The sequence below is a fragment of the Rhizobium brockwellii genome (assembly GCF_000769405.2).
Classification (GTDB): domain Bacteria; phylum Pseudomonadota; class Alphaproteobacteria; order Rhizobiales; family Rhizobiaceae; genus Rhizobium; species Rhizobium brockwellii.
On the sequence record NZ_CP053439.1, the window covers coordinates 2,867,722 to 2,886,680 of the forward strand.

General features: G+C 60.9%; 17 protein-coding genes and 1 other RNA gene. 7 read left to right on the forward strand and 11 right to left on the reverse strand.

What is annotated here, in order from left to right:
• Positions 1–3: 3 nt before the first annotated feature.
• The 10 genes from RLCC275e_RS14335 to RLCC275e_RS14380 all read right to left on the reverse strand — a co-directional run bounded on the left by RLCC275e_RS14335 (position 4) and on the right by RLCC275e_RS14380 (position 9,638).
• Positions 4–1,764: a peptidoglycan D,D-transpeptidase FtsI family protein gene (locus tag RLCC275e_RS14335; RefSeq protein ID WP_033180959.1), complete on the reverse strand. Its 1,761-nt coding sequence runs from the start codon at positions 1,762–1,764 to the stop codon at positions 4–6.
• A complete protein-coding gene (gene ftsL, locus RLCC275e_RS14340; protein ID WP_033180960.1) occupies positions 1,764–2,291 on the reverse strand; it encodes a cell division protein FtsL in 528 nt (175 codons plus the stop codon). Before ftsL ends, RLCC275e_RS14335 begins: the two co-directional genes overlap by 1 nt.
• Position 2,292: 1 nt before the next feature.
• Positions 2,293–3,318 carry a 16S rRNA (cytosine(1402)-N(4))-methyltransferase RsmH gene (gene rsmH / locus RLCC275e_RS14345; protein ID WP_033180961.1) on the reverse strand — a complete coding sequence of 342 codons (1,026 nt, stop codon included), beginning with the start codon at positions 3,316–3,318 and terminating at the stop codon, positions 2,293–2,295.
• Positions 3,319–3,335: 17 nt separating this feature from the next.
• Entirely contained in the window at positions 3,336–3,773 is a 438-nt protein-coding gene (mraZ, locus tag RLCC275e_RS14350) for a division/cell wall cluster transcriptional repressor MraZ (RefSeq protein WP_026188472.1), read from the reverse strand.
• Between the two features lie 410 nt (positions 3,774–4,183).
• An RNA gene (gene rnpB / locus RLCC275e_RS14355) (RNase P RNA component class A) lies at positions 4,184–4,581 on the reverse strand.
• A gap of 157 nt (positions 4,582–4,738) precedes the next feature.
• Entirely contained in the window at positions 4,739–5,914 is a 1,176-nt protein-coding gene (locus RLCC275e_RS14360; RefSeq protein WP_033180962.1) for an NAD(P)/FAD-dependent oxidoreductase, read from the reverse strand.
• Positions 5,915–6,017: 103 nt separating this feature from the next.
• Positions 6,018–7,208 (reverse strand): NAD(P)/FAD-dependent oxidoreductase, encoded by a 1,191-nt coding sequence (locus tag RLCC275e_RS14365; protein ID WP_033180963.1) that lies wholly within the window; start codon positions 7,206–7,208, stop codon positions 6,018–6,020.
• A gap of 81 nt (positions 7,209–7,289) precedes the next feature.
• Entirely contained in the window at positions 7,290–7,910 is a 621-nt protein-coding gene (locus RLCC275e_RS14370) for a lytic transglycosylase domain-containing protein (RefSeq protein ID WP_033180964.1), read from the reverse strand.
• A gap of 262 nt (positions 7,911–8,172) precedes the next feature.
• Positions 8,173–8,934 (reverse strand): N-acetylmuramoyl-L-alanine amidase, encoded by a 762-nt coding sequence (locus RLCC275e_RS14375; protein WP_033180965.1) that lies wholly within the window; start codon positions 8,932–8,934, stop codon positions 8,173–8,175.
• Positions 8,931–9,638, reverse strand: a complete 708-nt coding sequence (locus tag RLCC275e_RS14380; protein WP_003561040.1) for a J domain-containing protein — start codon at positions 9,636–9,638, stop codon at positions 8,931–8,933. The genes RLCC275e_RS14375 and RLCC275e_RS14380 overlap by 4 nt, the downstream gene beginning before the upstream one ends.
• Before the next feature lie 410 nt (positions 9,639–10,048).
• Between RLCC275e_RS14380 and RLCC275e_RS14385 the strand changes: the two genes are divergently transcribed.
• From RLCC275e_RS14385 to RLCC275e_RS14395, 3 genes are all read left to right on the forward strand, one after another.
• Positions 10,049–11,260, forward strand: a complete 1,212-nt coding sequence (locus tag RLCC275e_RS14385; RefSeq protein WP_033180966.1) for a pyrophosphate--fructose-6-phosphate 1-phosphotransferase — start codon at positions 10,049–10,051, stop codon at positions 11,258–11,260.
• A 57-nt stretch (positions 11,261–11,317) separates the two neighbouring features.
• Complete coding sequence (locus RLCC275e_RS14390; protein ID WP_003561042.1) at positions 11,318–11,953, forward strand: LysE family translocator; 636 nt, start codon at positions 11,318–11,320, stop codon at positions 11,951–11,953.
• 115 nt (positions 11,954–12,068) lie between these two features.
• A complete protein-coding gene (locus RLCC275e_RS14395; protein WP_033180967.1) occupies positions 12,069–13,004 on the forward strand; it encodes a lytic transglycosylase domain-containing protein in 936 nt (311 codons plus the stop codon).
• Positions 13,005–13,069: 65 nt separating this feature from the next.
• Here RLCC275e_RS14395 and RLCC275e_RS14400 read toward each other — a convergent pair whose 3' ends face one another.
• Positions 13,070–14,497, reverse strand: a complete 1,428-nt coding sequence (locus RLCC275e_RS14400; RefSeq protein ID WP_033180968.1) for a serine hydrolase domain-containing protein — start codon at positions 14,495–14,497, stop codon at positions 13,070–13,072.
• A 220-nt stretch (positions 14,498–14,717) separates the two neighbouring features.
• On the opposite strand from RLCC275e_RS14400, the gene RLCC275e_RS14405 reads away from it, so the two are divergent.
• The 4 genes from RLCC275e_RS14405 (at position 14,718) to RLCC275e_RS14420 (ending at position 18,857) form a co-directional block, all read left to right on the forward strand.
• A complete protein-coding gene (locus tag RLCC275e_RS14405; protein WP_033180969.1) occupies positions 14,718–15,962 on the forward strand; it encodes a BtaA family protein in 1,245 nt (414 codons plus the stop codon).
• A complete protein-coding gene (locus RLCC275e_RS14410) occupies positions 15,959–16,633 on the forward strand; it encodes a class I SAM-dependent methyltransferase (RefSeq protein ID WP_033180970.1) in 675 nt (224 codons plus the stop codon). The genes RLCC275e_RS14405 and RLCC275e_RS14410 overlap by 4 nt, the downstream gene beginning before the upstream one ends.
• Positions 16,634–16,758: 125 nt before the next feature.
• Positions 16,759–17,556, forward strand: a complete 798-nt coding sequence (locus tag RLCC275e_RS14415; RefSeq protein WP_017994731.1) for a glycoside hydrolase family 25 protein — start codon at positions 16,759–16,761, stop codon at positions 17,554–17,556.
• An 83-nt stretch (positions 17,557–17,639) separates the two neighbouring features.
• Complete coding sequence (locus RLCC275e_RS14420) at positions 17,640–18,857, forward strand: lytic murein transglycosylase (protein ID WP_012758307.1); 1,218 nt, start codon at positions 17,640–17,642, stop codon at positions 18,855–18,857.
• The last annotated feature ends 102 nt before the right edge of the window (positions 18,858–18,959 follow it).

The window sequence follows — 18,959 nt, forward strand, 5'->3', positions numbered from 1 at the left end:
CACTCAATAAGACACCAGCAAGGCCGATCCGCCCTCCCCGAATTTCGGCTCGATGCCGAGAATGGGGGCCGCACGGCTGATGATCTCGCGGGCGATCGGGCCGGCGGTACCGGCGGAGATCGTCCCGCCATAGGCCTTTTCGCCGGTCTTCGGCTCGTCGCAGAAAGTGATCACGGCGTATCTCGGATCGTTGATCGGGAATGCGGCGATGAAGGAATTGAAATTCAGGGTTGCCGAATAGCGCCCGTTCACCACCTTGTCGGCCGTGCCGGTCTTGCTGCCGACGGAAAAGCCCGGCACGCGGGCGACACGCCCAGATCCCTTGTAGCCGTTGAAGTCAAGCAGATAGCGAATCTCGTCGCTGGTCGACTTCTTGATCACCTGCGTGGCGATCTCATCGGCCTGTTCGCGCGTGCGCGGCAAAAATGTCGGCTCGATCAGCTTGCCGCCGTTGACGAGAGCGGCAGCCGCCACCCCTGTCTGCAGCGCCGTCGTCGAGACGCCATGGCCGAAGGAAATCGTGATCGAATTGATCTTCTTCCAGACGCGCGGCTGGCTGGGCATCTTCACTTCGGGCAGCTCGGTCTGCATCTTCGTCAACAGGCCGAACTTGGTCAGATAGTCCTTCTGCGCATCGATGCCGACGATGTCGATGACGCGCGCCGTACCGATATTCGAAGAATATTGGAAAATCTCGGGAACGGTCAGCCAGCGGCGCTGCCCGTGAAAATCGTGGATGGTGAAGCCGCCGATATAGATCGATTTGCTGGCATCGAAACTGTCGGTCATCTTCACCTTGCCGCTATCGAGCGCCATGGCCAGCGAAAAGGTCTTGAAAGTCGAGCCCATTTCGAAGGTGCCGTTGGTCATCCGGTTGAGCCAACCCTCCTTGGCGCCTTCCTGCGGATCGTTCGGATCGAAATCCGGCGCCGATGCCATCGCCAGCACTTCTCCCGTATGCACGTCGATGACCGCGGCACCGGCGCCCTTGGACTGGAAGTTGTTGACGGCGTTGACAACCGCGTCCCGGACGATGTTCTGCACGCGCAGGTCGATCGATAGCCGCACCGGCTCGAGCGGCTGGTCGCTGGTCATGCCGACGGAGGCGAGATCGGCCAGCCCCTGGTCGTCGATAAATTTCTCCATGCCGGCGACACCGCGGTTGTCGATGTTGACGTAACCGAGGATATGGGCGGCGGTCGAGCCGCCCGGATAGAAGCGGCGCTTCTCCGGCCGGAAGCCGATGCCGGGAATGCCGAGCGCCAAGATCTGGCTCTGCTGCTTAGGCGTCAGCTGCCGGCGCAGCCAGGCGAAATGCGAGGTCTTGACCGAGAGTTTCTTATAGGTGTCCTTGACGTCGAGTTCGGGCAGCACCGTCGCAAGCTTCTCGACCGCCTCGTCGGCGTCGACGATCTTGTTCGGTTCGGCAAACAGCGAGACGGTGCGGATGTCGGTCGCCAGCACCTCGCCGTTGCGGTCGAGAATGTCGGGGCGCGAGGCCATCAGCCGGTCGGGCGGCAGAATGCTGGAGACGACCTCCTGATCCTTCATCGCATATTCGACGAGACGGCCGCCGATGACGGCGTAGACACCCATGAAGCCAAGGATCAGCAGGCCGACGCGGCTTTTTGCCTGCCCCGATTTCTTCTTGCGCGATCCCTCGATCGCCAGGCCGGCGGGGGAAGGACCGCCGAACCGGTTATAGACGCCGGCGGAGAAATGCGCCTGGCTCTTCAAAACCATGATGCGGGAAAGAAACGACATTATTCCTCCACCGATCCGGTTTCGATCTGATCTGCATCCTCTGCCTCGCCGCGTGGCGCAGGCATCGGAATGGGCTGCGCCTTGGCGGCGGCTTGGGCGCCCTTGGCGGCGTCCGGCGCGCCTTTGGCGCTAGCCACGGTCGCACTCTTGGCGCTGGCCACGGTCGCGCTTTTGGCGCTGGCCTCGGTCGCGCTTTTGGCGCTGGCCTTGGCCTCCGTCACGTCAGGCACGGGAACCTCGGATTTCAGCATCGGCAATTCCTTGGCATGCACGAGCGCCGTCGATTCCGTCGGCTGCAGCTTCAATTCGTCATTATAGGCCTTGACCAGCCGCTCCAGCCGGTTCGGCTGCGATTGCAGCGCCCAGTCGGCCTTGAGAAGGTCGATCGTATCCTTCTCGAGCTTGATCTCGGCTTCGAGGCGATGAACCTCCTCGAGCTTCAATTCAGCGCGGTGCTTGATCGTGTAGGTCACGGCGGCGGTGGCCGTCATGACGCCGATGAGCACGAGATCGAACGTTTTCAGCATATCAACCACCAAGCTTTCCGAGACTGGCAAGATTGGGAAACCCGAAGAGCGACATATCCGCGGCTTCGGCGGCGGCGTCCGTCCTCTGGCCGGCGCGCAGCTTGGCGGAGCGGGCGCGCGGATTGATCTCGGCCTCCGCCTCGCTTGCCGAAACCATCGGCTTGCCGATAGCCGCAAAGGTTGCCGCTCGCTCATGCGCGACCGGCAGATGCCGCGAACCCGACGCCTTGCCGGCGCGGTCGGAGAAGAATTTCTTGACGATGCGGTCTTCGAGCGAATGAAAGGTGACGACGACAAGCCGCCCGCCCGGCTTCAGCGCCGTTTCCGCCGCAAACAGCGCCTGCGCCAGTTCGCCGAGCTCGTCGTTGACGAAGATGCGCAATGCCTGGAAGACGCGCGTTGCCGGATGGATCTTGTCCTTCATCTTGCGCGGCGTAACGAGCTCGATGAGACCGGCGAGATCGCGTGTCGTTTCAAATGGCTTTTCGGCGCGACGCTTCTCGATCGCATGCGCGATGCGCGGCGCCTGGCTTTCCTCGCCGAGAAAATGGAAGATGCGGATGAGATCGGCGACCTTGGCGCGGTTGACGACATCGGCGGCCGACACACCGTCGACCGACATGCGCATGTCGAGCGGTCCATTCTTCTGGAAGGAGAAGCCGCGCTCGGCCTCGTCGATCTGCATGGAGGAGACGCCGATATCGAGCACGACACCATCGAGCCCGCCCTGCGGCGCATGATCGGCGAGATGCGAGAATTGCGAATGAACGAGCTTGAGACGACCACCGTGGGTGGCGACCATCGCCTGCCCCGATGCAATCGCCGTCGGATCGCGGTCGAGCGCAATCACCTCGGCGCCGGCCGCAAGGATGGCCGAGCTGTAACCGCCCGCACCGAATGTACCATCGAGGATGAGTTTGCCGGGCGCGGGCGCCAGCGCCGCAATGACTTCTTCGAGAAGAACAGGAATGTGACGAACCGGTCCGCCACCGGCATCAGTTGAACCTCCGCCAGGATTCGCCACCATTCCATTCCCTCGTTCTTTCAGGAACGCTTGCCCGCCAGCTTGCGCTCCCCTCGTGCTTGCGCCTGTGCGGCCACAAAAGCCTGCGGCTGCCAGAGCTGAAAATGATCCGCCCGACCGACGAAGGTCACTTCGTCCGAGATACCGGTGAAGCCGCGAATGAAATCCGTGACCATCAGCCGCCCCTCGGCGTCGAGCTTCATGAAGACCCCGCCTCCATGAATGAGAAGCGACATCTCGTTCGCATCCGGCGAAAACGGATCCTCCGCAGCAATCTGCCGTTCGAATCTTTCGAGAAGATCCGGACCGCCGATGCTGATCGCCGGAAACACAAAGTCCTGGAAGCAATAGAGCTCCTGAACATTGCGCTGCGCCAGCACGGAACGGAACGCCGAAGGCACGGAAACCCTGCCCTTGGCATCGATCCTGTTGGTCGCGTTCGAAAGGAAGCGGTTCATGACACGAAACATCCGTTCCCGCAGGGATCCGGACCAAAAGACGCCCGAAACTCCCGATATCAGGCACAGCTTCGCAAGCCGGATGAGCAAAAACCCCTCCGACGCTTCCGGAGAGGAAGGCGCCTTTGCTTTGCGATGAATGGGCAGGTGATTGCCCTGGTGCAGTGCGCATTTGGGATAGCATGGGACCATATGGGCGTCAATGGGATACGCCCATTTTGCAACGGACGCATGATCAAAAATTTATAAGCCGTTAAGTTTAACAAAGGGTTAGCATCGCCATCTTACAAACGACACGTACTGGTGGCTCTGCAATAAAAATCCACCCGGGGATGCATGAACATCCGCTTGATAACAGTCGGTTTCAGCGACTTACGGTGAAAATCCGGCCGACGCGCCGCAAGATATTAATCGCCAGTTGGCCTGTAAGCCGGGTTCTGTAAGGCTCCGGCGTGAACCGGAACGTGGCAGCCATTCCTCTGGGACAGCGTTCGCACGCTGCCTCGCGCAACCCACCCGGATGACTGGCCTGGAAACCGGCCGGAAGGCCTTTCGGCCCGCCACGTCATCCCTATTCGGTCTTGCTCCCGGTGGGGTTTACCGTGCCATTTCCGTTGCCGGAGATGCGGTGGGCTCTTACCCCACCCTTTCACCCTTACCTGTCATGACAGGCGGTTTGCTTTCTGTGGCACTTTCCCTAAGGTCGCCCTCGCCGGACGTTATCCGGCACCGTGTTTCCGTGGAGCCCGGACTTTCCTCACCCTACCGCCTTTCGGCATTGGTAAAGCGCGGCTGCCCAGCCAACTGGCAGGGCTCCCATAAACGAGAGAGATCGCAATTGCTATAGAAATAAATGATATCGCTTAGAGCAATTCCAGCAAAACTGCGCAGCGGTTTTGCGTACGCAATTGCGTAAGAACAAAAACAGGGAGCACTTCCGTGATTCGGAGAAAAACGGAAATGCTCTAGCGAAATTGCGGTGTGAAATCCGTCGAGTAGCCCTGCTCGCTGATTCCGCCTGACAAAAGCAGCTCGGCCCCAAGCCGGCCGATTTCGTCCGAACTCTTGGCCGAGGTGCCGGCACAGCCCGTCAGCACCGCGATCTCGGGCGATGAGCTATAGCCAATCATCGGATAGCCGCTTTCCGTATGCGACACGACGCAGGCCGCCGTCGAAATCGAAAGCGGCACGATATTAGGCACGAGACCTTCAACGATGCGTTTGAGATGCGCGCGCACCGTATCGCGCCCCTCGGTCTTGAACCAGGCGCGCATCTCCGCGTCGTCGCTGAGCACCAGATCGTCAGGATCGCCGCCGATCTTCAGGTAGAATTTGCCGTCGGGATACCGGATCGGCGGCAGCAGGTAGATATCGATGCCGGGCGCCCTGAGGATGAGCGACGGCATCGCGGCCAGGCGCACCGCGTCGGCCTCGCTTACTTCAAAGAGCGTCACGGTCCGGGCGTAAACCGTCATGGCAACGGGCCGCGGCAACAGATTCTTAGCAATGGAAAATCCGCCCGCTGCCAGCAGCACCTTTTCACCGCGATAAGTGCGGCCACCTGATGTCTTGACGGCAACCGATCCACCTTCGCTGCGGATCGAAACGACATGATCGCGGATGACCGTGGCGCCTGCCTTTTCCGCCAGCAGCGATTGGGCTCTCACAAGCTTGCGCGGACTGATGTGGCCGGCCCCCCTCGCCTCGAAGACGCCCGCACCACCATCAGGAAAGGCGAAGAAGGGAAAGGCGGCCTTCAGCCCAGCCACGTCGAGCAGGCTGGTCTCGACGTCGAGCGAAATGGCGGCCCGCCGGGTCTTCTCGATATAATCGCCTCCCGTCGGCGCGACGACGACGCAGCCGACCTCCCGATAGAAATCGATACCGCTGTCGCGGGCGATCTCGCCATAACGTCCGATCGAACGGTTGGCGAGCAGCGCCCAATTGCGGTCTGGATCGATGGTACGAGTGATGCGCCCCTCGTCGTAATGGCTGGCGAAGACGCCCTGATGGGCCTTGCGGTCCGTAGGCTCATCCGGGCCGATCACCGCGACACCATCCGCTTGCCGTGCCAGATGCCGCGCCGCCGCCGCCCCCATCAGCCCACGGCCGACGACAATATATTTGAAATCGACTGCCATGCAGCCTCCTCTAAACAATACAGTGCATCTTTTCAGACGCGCAAAAGACGCTGTAACACTCTGAATTGCTGAATAATTCCTGAAATAAATCCGATTTAAGGAATCATGCAGCAGCGAAGACCGGCGTCAGTGAGCCACCAAAATCCTCATCACCGAGCCGTCCTTCAGCAAGAAGCACCGCTCCCAACCGCCCGAGTTCGTCGGAGGATTTGGCCGCGACGAAATTGCCGCCGGTCAGCACCGCGATGCGCGGCGACTGCGTAAATCCCGCATAGGGATAACCGGTCGGCGTGAAATTCGCCACACAGGGCGCCGATGTGACAGGGCAGCCGGCAAGCTCCGGCATCAGCTGCAAGGCGATGCGCGACAGATGATCGCGCTCGGCAGCACTGCCGTCGGAACGGAACCACGCACCGGCATCCTCCAATCGCTCGAAAGAAAGCGCCTCGGTGTCGCCACCGAGCTTCAGATAGGTCTTGCCGTCGGGATAACGCACCGGCGGCAGGATATAGATGTGATCCTCTTCCCGGTCACCGAGCACAATCGTCGACGGCATGCCGCCGAAAACCGCCATCTCGCGCTCGCCGAGTTCGTAGAATGCGACCGTGCGCGCCATAACCCTGGTATCGACCGCACGCGGCAGCAGGGCATGGAAATTGCTGAATCCGCCGGCGGCCACCAGCACACGTTCGGCGCTGTAGCTCCTGCCGCCGGCCGTCACCTCGACATGGGAACCGCCATCACGCACCGATGTTGCTGTTGCCTCAATCAGCGTGACGCCGCCCTGTTCGGCGAGCGTCGCCTGCGCGCGCACCAGCGCCCGCGGGTTGATGTGACCGGCGCGCTTGCGCTCGAAATATCCCGTGGAATCAGGATCGACGGAAAGATAGGGGAAACGTTGGCCGAGTTCCGACCGCGCGATGGTCTCGATATCGCTGCCGAGTGTCCGGCTGACGGTCAGCGCCCTTTTGATATAGTCCTGCTCGCCCTTCTCAGGAACGGCAAAGAGGCAGCCGACCTCCGAATAGAAGGAAATGCCGCTCCTTGCCTCGATCTCGCGGTAGCGGTCGAGCGAGCGGGCGGCGAAGGTTCCCCAGGCAAGATTGCCGTCGAAGGTGCGGGTGATGCGCGCTTCGTCGTAGTGGCTGGCGAAGACCCCGTGATGAGCTTGGCGCTCCTCAGGCTCGCGCGAGCCGATCAGCGCGATGCCGTCGGCCATCGAGGAGAGATGCCGGGCGGCGGCGGCACCCATCATGCCGCCGCCGATGATAATGAACCTGAAATCGACTGCCATATCCCACCTCGCTAAATTCCAGCGATACCATGGCAATCATCTTGAATCATCCCGCTCTTGTCAGGGATAATCGCTTCAGGCTCAGAGCATTGCCAGAACCTTGCCGCAATAGGACTTGGACACCGGGTTCATGCGCGTGGCGCCATGGCCGGCATTGTATTTGAGGATGGTGTTGCAGGTCTCGCCACCACCGAGATCATGGGCGGCAGCCAGATATTTCATGCCGTACTTGATGTTGGTTTCCGGATCGAACAGGCCCTTGGCGCTGCCGGAATAGCCCATCATGCGGGCAGTTGCAGGCTTTATCTGCATCAGGCCGATTTCACCGTGGCTACCCCGCGCATTCGGATTGAAATTGCTTTCGATGCGGATGACCGCGGTCGCAAGCGCAACCGGTACCTCATATTGGTTCGCATATTTGCTGATCAGTGCGGAATAGGAATTGCCGGAAACATTGGCGACGGAATAACCGCTCTGGCGCTCGACCGTCTTCAGCGGGCGTTCCGCCGTCTTGAGCGGACGCTTCGCCGACTTGACCGAACGCTCCGCTTTCTTCAACGGACGCTCTGTCTTCTTCGAAGGACGTTCGACTTTCTTCACCGACGCATCGGCTCGCACACCCCAATCATTCGCAAAGGCAAAGCTATTTCCCGCCAGCACCATGCCAACGCATGTTGCAGCAACAACAATCAGTTTTCTCATGTAGTCTTGAACACTCCGACCCAAAGAATTTCCGGACGGCGCGCCTCGCTGTCATAATGAATACCAGATCAAGTACCGATCTGGATTCGCGGTAATTCTTATCGTTTCACATAGCGCCCGTGGTTTAACTCGAAAACAACCCCGAGCACCGCTTGGCGGACGTTCTTAGACCATCGCAATGAGGAGATAATAGGGAAATGATGTGGCAGGCCGAATTTCGTGCTGCAGTGCGAAATTCGGCGTTTCGGTAATTGTCGAGGAATCAGGAATAACGCGGCAAAGCCGACAGCAGCCGGTGCAACGTGTCGATCGTCGAGAAATCGGCGATGCCATCTATCCGTTCGGGTCGAAAATGCCGCTGGAAAGCTTCCACGTCGCCTGCCGTTTTTTCGGAGAATTCACCCGTGATTTCAGTGCCGTAACCATAGAGCGACAGCATCGACTGAAGCGCCTCGACAGGCTCGCCTGTGTCGCCGCTCTGGAAGAAGCGCCCGCCGGTGATCGTTGCCGGCTCGACCCAGTGCCCGACGCCAGCCAGATGGAGCTCGGCCCAGGGAAATTTCTCGCCCGGATCGACCTTGCGGATCGGGGCGACATCGGAATGCCCGAGCACCCGTTCCGGCACGATCGACCAACGTTTGACACAGTCGCGACACAATTCGATGACCGCGGCGATCTGCTCCTTCGGATAATCAGGAAGCCCGCCGGGATGGCCGGCATTGGCGATCTCAATGCCGATCGACAGAGAATTGATGTCCCTCTCGCCGTGCCAGCTGCTTTTCCCCGCATGCCAGGCACGCCGTGTTTCCGGCACGAGCTGCACCACCTCGCCGTTTTCATGCACAAAGTAGTGGCTGGAAACCTGGCTTTCGGCGCGACAGAGCCAGTCGAGCGCGCCATCTGCCGTCGGCATGCCGGTATAGTGCAGCAAGATCATATCGGGATGGCGCCCGTCCGCCCGCTCGCCATGGTTCGGCGAAGGCTGCACGCGAGCGCTGTTGCAGTCGGCCTCGAAAGAGGTCATGCGGCGCGGCGTTCCTTCTCGATCGCCTCATAGGCCGCGTTCAGCGCCGCCATGCGCTCATTGGCGATCACATGGAATTCCTTCGGCACGCCACGCGAGATCAACCGATCGGGATGATGTTCGCTGACGAGGCCGTGGTAACGGCGGCGGATGGTCGGGAAATCATCCGAAGGCGAGACGCCGAGCACCTTGTAGGGATCGCCGCCGGACGAGACGTGGCGGGCGGCAATCTGCTCGAAGCGGGTCTCGCTCATCTGAAAGATCTCGCCGATATGGCGCAGGAAATTCAGTTCCTTTTCGTGGATCAGCCCGTCGGCCTTGGCGATGTGGAAGAGGCCGTCGAGCACGTCTTCCAGCACTGGGCAATTGGCCGCACAGGTAACGCAGAGCGTGGAGAGCCGTTCGGCATAAGCTTCGTAGCCGGCGACGTCCTGCCGCGCGAGGTTGTAAAGCCTCGCGACGTTCTTCGCCTGATCCTGCGGAAACTCAAAGATTTCGCGGAAGGCTTCGACCTCCTTCTCGCTGACGATGCCGTCGGCCTTGGCCATCTTGGCCGACAGAGCGATGATCGCCACGGAGAAAGCCACCTTACGCCGGGTCTCGGGATCGCCTTCAAAAACCGTGCGGATAGCCTCGACCACCGCAGACAGCGCATTGCCTGCGGTATTGCCAATGGCATTCAACAGTTTTTCCCAGAAGGACATCGAAAATCTCACACACTTGTCAACTTATAGAGAAACAGCTTGACCAAAGAATCGTAGCCTTTGCAAGGCGACTATTGGTCGTAGAGCCGAACACAGTTTTCACGATTTGGTAATTGTCGCACCGCAGCAAACGATTCATCACGCCCACTTTCATCTCGCATGAGGGCATGGCCGGCGGTCGCCGGCATTGCCCTGGTACCTGGTTCCGGAGCGCGCTACGGAAATTTCCACGGGAATTCCCGTCGCGTAGACCGCGCCTGAAACGATTATATCAGCACTTCCCGTCGCCTTTGCGGTCCGACACGGCAGAGTGGCGCATTTTTCGTAAATTCTTTACTTTACAGGGCCCTTTCCCTGCCGCATCCATGCGCTAGCTAACGCTGCCGCACCGAAACACCGTAGGAGGGATCATGGCCAAACAGAAAGTCGCAATGCTGACCGCCGGAGGCCTGGCGCCCTGTCTTTCATCCGCCGTCGGCGGCCTCATCGAACGCTACAGCGACGTCGCACCCGATCTCGACATCGTCGCCTACAAGTCCGGCTACCAAGGTGTGCTCATCGGCGACAGTCTCGAGATCACCCGCGAGATACGCGAAAAGGCGCCGCTGCTGCACCGCTACGGCGGCTCGCCGATCGGCAATAGCCGCGTTAAGCTCACCAATGCCGCCGACTGCGTCAAGCGCGGCCTGGTGAAGGAAGGCGACAACCCACTGCGGGTTGCCGCCGAACGCCTTGCCAATGACGGCATCACCATTCTCCACACGATCGGCGGCGACGACACCAATACCACGGCCGCCGACCTTGCCGCCTACCTCGCCGCCAACGGCTACGATCTCACCGTCGTCGGCCTGCCGAAGACTGTCGACAATGACGTCGTGCCGATCCGCCAGTCGCTCGGCGCCTGGACGGCCGCCGAAGTCGGCGCACATTTCTTCGACAATGTCAGCAACGAGCAGACTGCCGCCCCCCGCACCCTCGTCATCCACGAGGTCATGGGCCGCCATTGCGGCTGGCTGACGGCCGCCACCGCCCGCGCCTATCTCCAGCGCACCAGCCACAACCAGTATGTCGATGGCTTGATGATGGACGCGCATCTGAAGAGCATCGACGCCGTCTACCTGCCTGAGATGGCCTTCGACCTCGACGCCGAGGCCGCCCGCCTAAGGGAAAGCATGGACCGCAACGGCCATGCCACGGTCTTTGTCTCGGAAGGCGCGTGCCTCGACGCCATCGTCGCCGAGCGCGAAGCCGCCGGCGAAACCGTCAAGCGCGATGCCTTCGGCCATGTGAAGATCGACACCATTAATGTCGGCGCATGGTTCCAGAGGCAGTTCGCCAATCTCTTGAACGCCGAGCGTTCCCTCGTGCAGAAATCAGGCTATTTCGCCCGCTCCGCGCCTGCCAACGGCGATGACCTCAGGCTGATCCAGAGCATGGTCGATCTCGCCGTCGAAAGCGCGCTCAATAAAGTCTCCGGCGTTACCGGCCATGATGAAGGCCAGAACGGTAAATTGCGCACTATAGAATTCCCGCGCATCAAGGGCGGCAAGGCTTTTGACCTATCGACGGCATGGTTTGCCGAAGTCATGGACAATATAGGCCAGAAATACAAAGAAGCGTGATTGACGGATGGTTAATATGATGTCTTTGCTTGTTCCCGAGGAATAGGAGGAGACACCATGTCACTTGAAGCTTGGCTCGCTTTTGCGGCGGCATCCGCCATCATGCTGGCCATACCGGGGCCGACGATACTGCTCGTCGTTTCCTATGCGCTTGGTCATGGACGCAGGACGGCGTTTGCAACGGTAGGCGGCGTGGCGCTCGGTGACTTCACCGCGATGACGGCTTCTCTCTTCGGTCTCGGTGCCGTTCTGGCCGCCTCCGCGACCCTCTTCACCGTGTTGAAGTGGATCGGCGGCGCCTATCTGATCTGGCTGGGAATCAAGCTCTGGCGGGCTCCCATCATCGGCGAACCGATTGCCGACAACGACAATCTGCCAGAGGAGAAGTCGCTCAAGATCTTCCTCCACGCTTATGTCGTCACCGCCCTCAATCCGAAGAGCATCATTTTCTTCGTCGCCTTCGTGCCTCAGTTCCTCAATCCGGCTCTGCCCTTTCTCGGTCAGATGGCGATCATGGAAGCGACCTTCCTCGTGCTGGCGATCCTCAACGCTTCCACCTACGCGTTTCTCGCCCATGCCGCGCGCGGACTGATTCGCAAGGCGAGCATCCAGCGCGCCGTGAACCGAACCGGAGGGACTCTGCTGATCGCTGCAGGTGCCGTAACGGCCGGGTATCGCCGTATTGCAGCCTAGTAATATTCCGTGGTTGCCGGAATGCCACGAATAGGTTAATGGGGTCGCCAGGGTTTAAGGATTTTGGTAACTTTTATACGCTGCCGGGGCGGCGCGATTTCACGAAAGTGGCGGAATGGTAGCGATCGGATTGTCCGGCCTGAAACGCAGTCTTGTCGTTTCCACGATACTCTGCGGCGTGATGACGGGATGCACGAGCGTCGAATACACGTCCCAGGCCGAACTGACAGCCGCCCAGACCGTCGTACCGATGCCGAAGCCGGGCGAAGATGCAACGCTCGCCGCGATCCCGACAGCCGAAGGCGCAGCTGTTGCTGGCGCCACCATTCCCCAGGCATCATCCACTTCCCTGACCGCAACGGCGATGCCGGCTGTGGCAACCTCTCAGCCTGCGGATCTCGCCATGCAGGCAGGCATACAGCCGGCAGCCTACGCGCAGATTCCGCTGACGCCCGAGATGACGGCGATCCAGTCCGTCGTGCCGACGCCGCGTCCGGGAACGCCGGCACAGCCGACGACGCAGCTTGCCTTTGCCGCGACACCGCAAAACAGCGCGCTTGCAGCACTTGCCGCAGTCGACACCACGCCGCGTGCCAGGATGGATTACGGTTTCGACGAATCCGGGCCGAGCGATCCGCCGACCGCCCCCCCGATGTTCAGCGACGACGACAAGGACGATGCGCCGACGGTCGAGAAGAGCTTCGTCACCAAGCTCATCGCCAAATATTCGAAGGTCTACGAGATTCCCGAGACGCTGCTCCACCGCATCGTCCATCGCGAGAGCCGCTATAATCCGAAGGCCTACAACAAGCGCGGCTATTTCGGCCTCATGCAGATCAAATACAACACCGCAAAGTCCATGGGCTATGACGGTGCCCCGGGCGGCCTCTTCGATGCCGAGACCAATATCAAATATGCCGCGAAATATCTGCGCGGCGCATGGCTCGTCTCCGACAGTCGGGAAGACGATGCCGTCCGCCTCTATGCGCGCGGCTATTATTACGACGCCAAGCGCAAGGGCATGACCGACATCGCCCAAGGTAACTATTGAAACCGGCTGAAACTACAGCCGTCCCTTGAACATGCAGTAGAGATAATGGCTGAATAAGCCCCAGCCTATGGCTGCGGCTGTGTCTGCCGTTGCGATCCGGCCTGCTGTTGCTGCTCTCCCGGTTTCGGCAATGCCGCCAGGATCGCCTTCAGCAGTGTCTGCGGCTGATAGCCGAGCCGGCTCGGCGTCAGGCCAAGCCTGACGACCACCAGATTGGCGGAAGGCACGATTGCCATGCTCTGCCCGTCGTGCCCCGTCAGCCAGAACGTATCCTCAGGTAACCCGGCCTCAGCGCTGGAGCCGCCGCCGGGTGCCAGCCAGGCCTGAGCCTGCGTATAGCGCCCGTTCGACGCCGCCGTCGGGGTGCGCATCGCGCCGACGAAGCCCTCCGGCAACAATCGCTGGCCGTTCCACACACCATCCTGCAGCAGAAACTGCCCGAAGCGCGCCCAGTCATGCGCCGTCGCATAAAGATAAGAGCTTCCGGCAAACGTGCCGCGGGCATCGAGTTCGAACACCGCGCTCGTCATGCCGAGCGGCGAAAACAACGCATCGTGCGGATAGGAAAAAGCCGCCTGCGCATTGCCGACCCTGTCCATCCAGATGCGCGACAGCAGCACGGCCGTGCCGCTCGAATAGCGGAAGCGTTGGCCGGGTGCCGCCTCCATCGGAGCATTGGCCGGCAGCGATACCATGTCGGGATCGAGATAGAGCATGCGCGTCACATCGGCGACGTCACCATAATCCTCGTTGAAGGCAAGGCCGCTCTCCATGCCGAGCAGGTCGGAAACCTTGATTCTGGCGCGCGCATCGTTCTTCCACTGCGCCAACAGATTATCATCGTCGAAGGAGATCTTGCCGCCGAGCATCAGCCGGCCGAGGACCGCCGCATTCACTGTCTTCGTCATCGACCAACCGATTAGCGGCGTCTTTGTCGAGAAGCCAGGGCCATAGGCCTCAGTGACGATGCGGCCATTGCGCACCACGACGATCGCCCGCATTGCCGGGCCGGCAACTCCGGCATCGGCAAGCAGCGCAGCGACCTTCCCGTCCGCCGGATTGCCGGTGCCCTCGCCCTCCGGCCACAAGGCGTCATTCGCCAGCATCTTGGCCGGCGGATCGAAGGGAGCTGCCTTTGCGGCCGCCTCGAAATTGCCGTCCGGCACGCTCGTGCAGCCGAAAGCACCGCGATAGAGCGCATAACTCGGTGCAAACAGTCCCATGAAGCGCGCCGTCACGCGGTCGTTGTCGGGGTCGACGCTGACACGCACCAGCCGCAGTAGCGGATTTCCAGGCGCCTGGACGTCGTCATGGAGCACATCCTCCGCCTCCCGGCCGGCGATGAACACGTTGGAGCAGACGATCTTGGCGGCATAACCGTCGCCGACGCTGAGCAGTTCCGGTGGCCGGATGAACAGCCAGCCGGCCGCGGCGACGATGATGACTACGAGAAGGAGAGCAAGCGCCTTCAGGATACGCAGGACAAATCGCATGGCATTCCTCCATGCCGGGAGAGAAGCAGGAATCACACGCGCCGGAAAGGGGCCGAAGCGAAGAAGAATCATCGTCCCGATCACTTTCCGAGGAGAGCCATCCCGGTCGCTCGCCCGAGGAGGTCGAAGTCTCCCAGGAATGGCGCCTCCCACAGCCCGCGTCATCAAACTGTAGCAGAGGCGCGCTACACGCCCTGAACGCTAAAAAGGTGACAGACTCATGTCAGAATTTGCACCGGATGCCGGCTTCCGCAAGAACCGGAAACTCAAGGACGCCCTTCTTCGCCATAAGGCTTTTTCGAAGGATGGCTTTTCCGAGCGTCTCTTCGGCCTTCTCTTCTCCGGCCTCGTCTATCCGCAGATATGGGAGGATCCGGATCTCGACATGCAGGCGATGGAGCTGAAGCCCAACCATCGCATCGTCACCATCGGCTCCGGCGGCTGCAACATGCTCGCCTATCTCTCCAAGACGCCGGCCTCGATCGACGTCGTCGATCTCAACCCGCACCACATCGCGCTGAACCGCCTGAAGCTTGCCGCCTTCAAGCATCTTCCCGGCCATGCCGATCTCGTCCGCTTCCTGGCGATGCCGAACGAGAAGTCGAACAGCCGCGCTTACGACCAGCATCTCGCCGCCCGCCTCGATGAGGCGACCCGCAGCTACTGGAACGGCCGCAAGTTCGGCCGCCGCCGCGTCACTGTCTTCGACCGCAACATTTACGAAACCGGCCTGCTCGGCCGCTTCATCGGCGCCGCTCACCTTCTTGCCCGCCTGCATGGCGTCAAGCTGCGCGAGATGACCAAGACCCGCTCGATCCGCGAGCAGCGCCAGTTCTTCGACGAGCAGATCGCACCGCTCTTCGAAAAGCCGGTCGTGCGCTGGATCACCGGTCGCAAGAGCTCGCTCTTCGGCCTCGGGATTCCGCCGCAGCAATATGATGAACTTGCAAGCCTTGCCGCTGATCATTCGATCGCGCCGGTGCTGAAGCACCGCCTGGAAAAGCTCGCCTGTCATTTCCCGATGAGCGACAATTATTTCGCCTGGCAGGCCTTCGGCCGCCGCTACGGCACCGAAGCGGAAGGCCCGCTGCCGACCTATTTGAAGTCGGAGCACTATCAGGTGATCCGCGCCAATGTCGACCGCGTCAACGTCCACCACGCAAGCTTCACCGAGCTTCTGGCCCGCGAGCCGGCCGCCTCGCGCGACCGCTACATCCTCCTCGACGCACAGGACTGGATGACGGATGAGCAGTTGAACAACGTTTGGACGGAAATCACCCGCACGGCGCGTGAAGGGGCCTGCGTGATCTTCCGCACCGCCGCCGAAAAAAGCATTATCGAAGGCCGTCTGGCGCCTGTGATCCGCGACCAGTGGGATTACTTCGAGGAGAAGTCGTTTGAACTGACCGCGCTCGATCGCTCGGCAATCTACGGCGGCTTCCACATTTACGGGAAGAAGGCGTGAGCAAGGTCGACACTGAGGCGGCAGGAAAGAGCGATGAACATGCCAGCCTCATGGATGGCATGTACCGCTACCAGCGGCACATCTACGACCTGACCCGCAAATATTATCTTCTCGGCCGCGACAGCACGATCCGCAATCTCGACGTGGCCGAAGGCGGCAGCCTTCTGGAAGTCGGCTGCGGCACCGGGCGCAACATGGCCTTCGCCCACAGGCATTTCCCGACCGCCAAGCTGTTCGGCCTCGACATTTCCCAGGAGATGCTGATTTCGGCACGCAAGACCTTCGCCACCAAGGCGACGATCCCGGAATTCCGCGTCGCCGACGCCACGGCATTCACACCGCGTGAATTCGGCGTCAGCGGCTTCGACCGCATCCTGATCTCCTATGCCTTGTCGATGATCCCGGACTGGGAGCGCGCCGTCGATGCTTCGATCGCCGCACTCAATCCCGGCGGCCAGCTGCACATTGTCGATTTCGGCCAGCAGGAAGGCTTGCCGGGCTGGTTCCGGCGCATGCTGCAGTCCTGGCTTGCGAAATTCCACGTCACCCCGCGCCCCGATCTGCGCGAGGTCCTGGAAGCGCAAGCCCATGAAAACAACGCTACATTGGTGTTCGATGCCGTCGGCGGCGGTTATGCTTGGCGGGCAGCTATTATCAGCAAGCGCTCATAATTCGCTTGAAACTAACCGATTTTTTACGTTGATATGGTGAAAAGAGGGTTATCCTCTGCTGGCTCGTCTTTTTCGAAGGTCAGGTTGTGGGGCAAAGAGATCATTCGAGCTACGACGGGACGCCCATGCGCCGGCTTTTGTTTTGCGTTTTGCCCCTGGCCATCATGCTGGCCGGCTGCAGTTCCTCCGGTTATGACTACCTCGAAACGGCGTCGATCAAGCCGAAGACGCGCTTCAAGGATACCGATCCGCAGGATTTCGGTCCGAAGCATCCGCAGCAGAACCAGGTCCACGGCATCGATATTTCCAAATGGCAAGGCGATATCGACTGGGGCACGGTGAAGAATTCCGGTGTCGCTTTCGCCTTCATCAAGGCAACCGAAGGCAAGGACAGGGTCGATCCGCGCTTCGACGAATACTGGCGCGAAGCCCGCGCCGCCGGCATCCCACACGCTCCCTATCATTTCTATTATTTCTGCTCTTCGGCCGATCAGCAGGCCGACTGGTTCATCCGCAACGTACCGAAGGAGGCCATGCGCCTGCCGCCGGTGCTCGACGTCGAATGGAACGCCGAATCGAAGACCTGCCGCTACCGCCCCGACGCTGAAACGGTGCGCGCCGAAATGCAGCGTTTCATGGACCGGTTGGAAGCCTATTACGGCAAGCGCCCGATCATTTATACCTCGGTCGATTTCCACCGCGAAAATCTCGCCGGCTACTTCCAGGATTATCATTTCTGGGTTCGTTCGGTGGCGAAACACCCCGAGGTAACCTATTCCGACCGTCGTTGGGCCTTCTGGCAATATACCTCGACTGGCGTCATTCCCGGCATCAGCGGTCCGACCGATATCAATGTCTTTGCCGGCAGTGCAAAGAACTGGAACAATTGGGTCGCAGCCGTTTCCAAGGATAGAAATTCTTAGTAACGTCCCGCGATGTTTCTTGCTTCCGTCACATTCATCTGTGAAAGCGACGGGAAATCTTTTTTGTTATAAGGACCGCATCCATGCACCGCTCGCTCGCAAGCTGCTCTGCACTCGCCCTCCTGTTTGCGCTTGCCCTCGCCGGCGTCGCGGCCGCCCAGCAGGCGCCTGACGCAGCCCCGGCCGCACCCTGCGGCGGCGATCTGTCCGCCTTCCTCGAAGGTGTCAAGAAAGACGCAGTCGCAGCCGGCGCCAGTGCGGCAGCCGCCGACGAGGCCTTCGCTGGCGCCGAGATCGATCCCAAGGTGCTGAGCCGGGATCGCGCCCAGGGCGTCTTCAAGCAGACCTTCCTCGAATTCTCCCAGCGCACCGTCAGCCAGGCTCGCCTCGACATCGGCCGCCAGAAGATGAAGCAATATGCCGACGTCTTTGCCCGCGCCGAGCAGGATTTCGGCGTGCCCCCGGGCGTCATCACCGCCTTCTGGGCGATGGAAACCGATTTCGGCGCCGTCCAGGGCGATTTCAATACCCGCAACGCTCTTGTGACGCTGTCGCATGATTGCCGCCGCCCGGAACTCTTCCGTCCGCAGCTGATCGCCCTTATCGAGATGGTCCAGCACGGCGACCTCGACCCCGCCACCAATACCGGCGCCTGGGCCGGCGAGATCGGCCAAGTGCAGATGCTGCCGCGCGACATCATTGCCTATGGCATGGATGGCGACGGCGACGGTCATATCCGCCTGAAGCAGAGCGGCCCGGACGCCATCCTGACGGCGGCGAAATTCATCCAGCACCTCGGCTTCGAGCGCGGCCAGCCCTGGCTGCAGGAAGTGACCGTGCCCGATAACCTGCCCTTTGAGAAGTCCGGTCTTGGCGGCACGATGAAAGCGGGAGAATGGTTCGCGCTCGGCGTCAAGCCGCGCGACGGCAATACCGCCTTCGGCAACCTGGAAGGCGATCTCGTTCTGCCACAGGGTCGCATGGGACCGGCTTTTATCGCCTACCCTAATTTCAAGATCTATCTCGAATGGAACAAGTCGTTCATCTACACGACCTCGGCCGCCTATTTCGGGACACGCCTTTCGGGCGCCGAACCCTATCTCAAGGGCGTGCCGGAACAGGGGCTTGCCAGCGACCAGATGAAGGCGCTGCAGACCAAACTGCAGTCGCTCGGCCATGATGTCGGCGAGATCGACGGCATCCTCGGCTCCGGCACACGTGTCGCGATCCAGAAGGAACAGCAGCGCCTCGGCATGCCGGCTGACGGCTGGGCGACGCCTGCCCTCCTCAACGCCCTCTGATCTCAGCTGACACCCCGCCCGCCGCCCGCTTCGCAAGAAACGGGTGGCACGGTTCGCCGCCTGCGCTAAAGCATCAAGCGAGCGGTTTGCGAGGGAGGAATC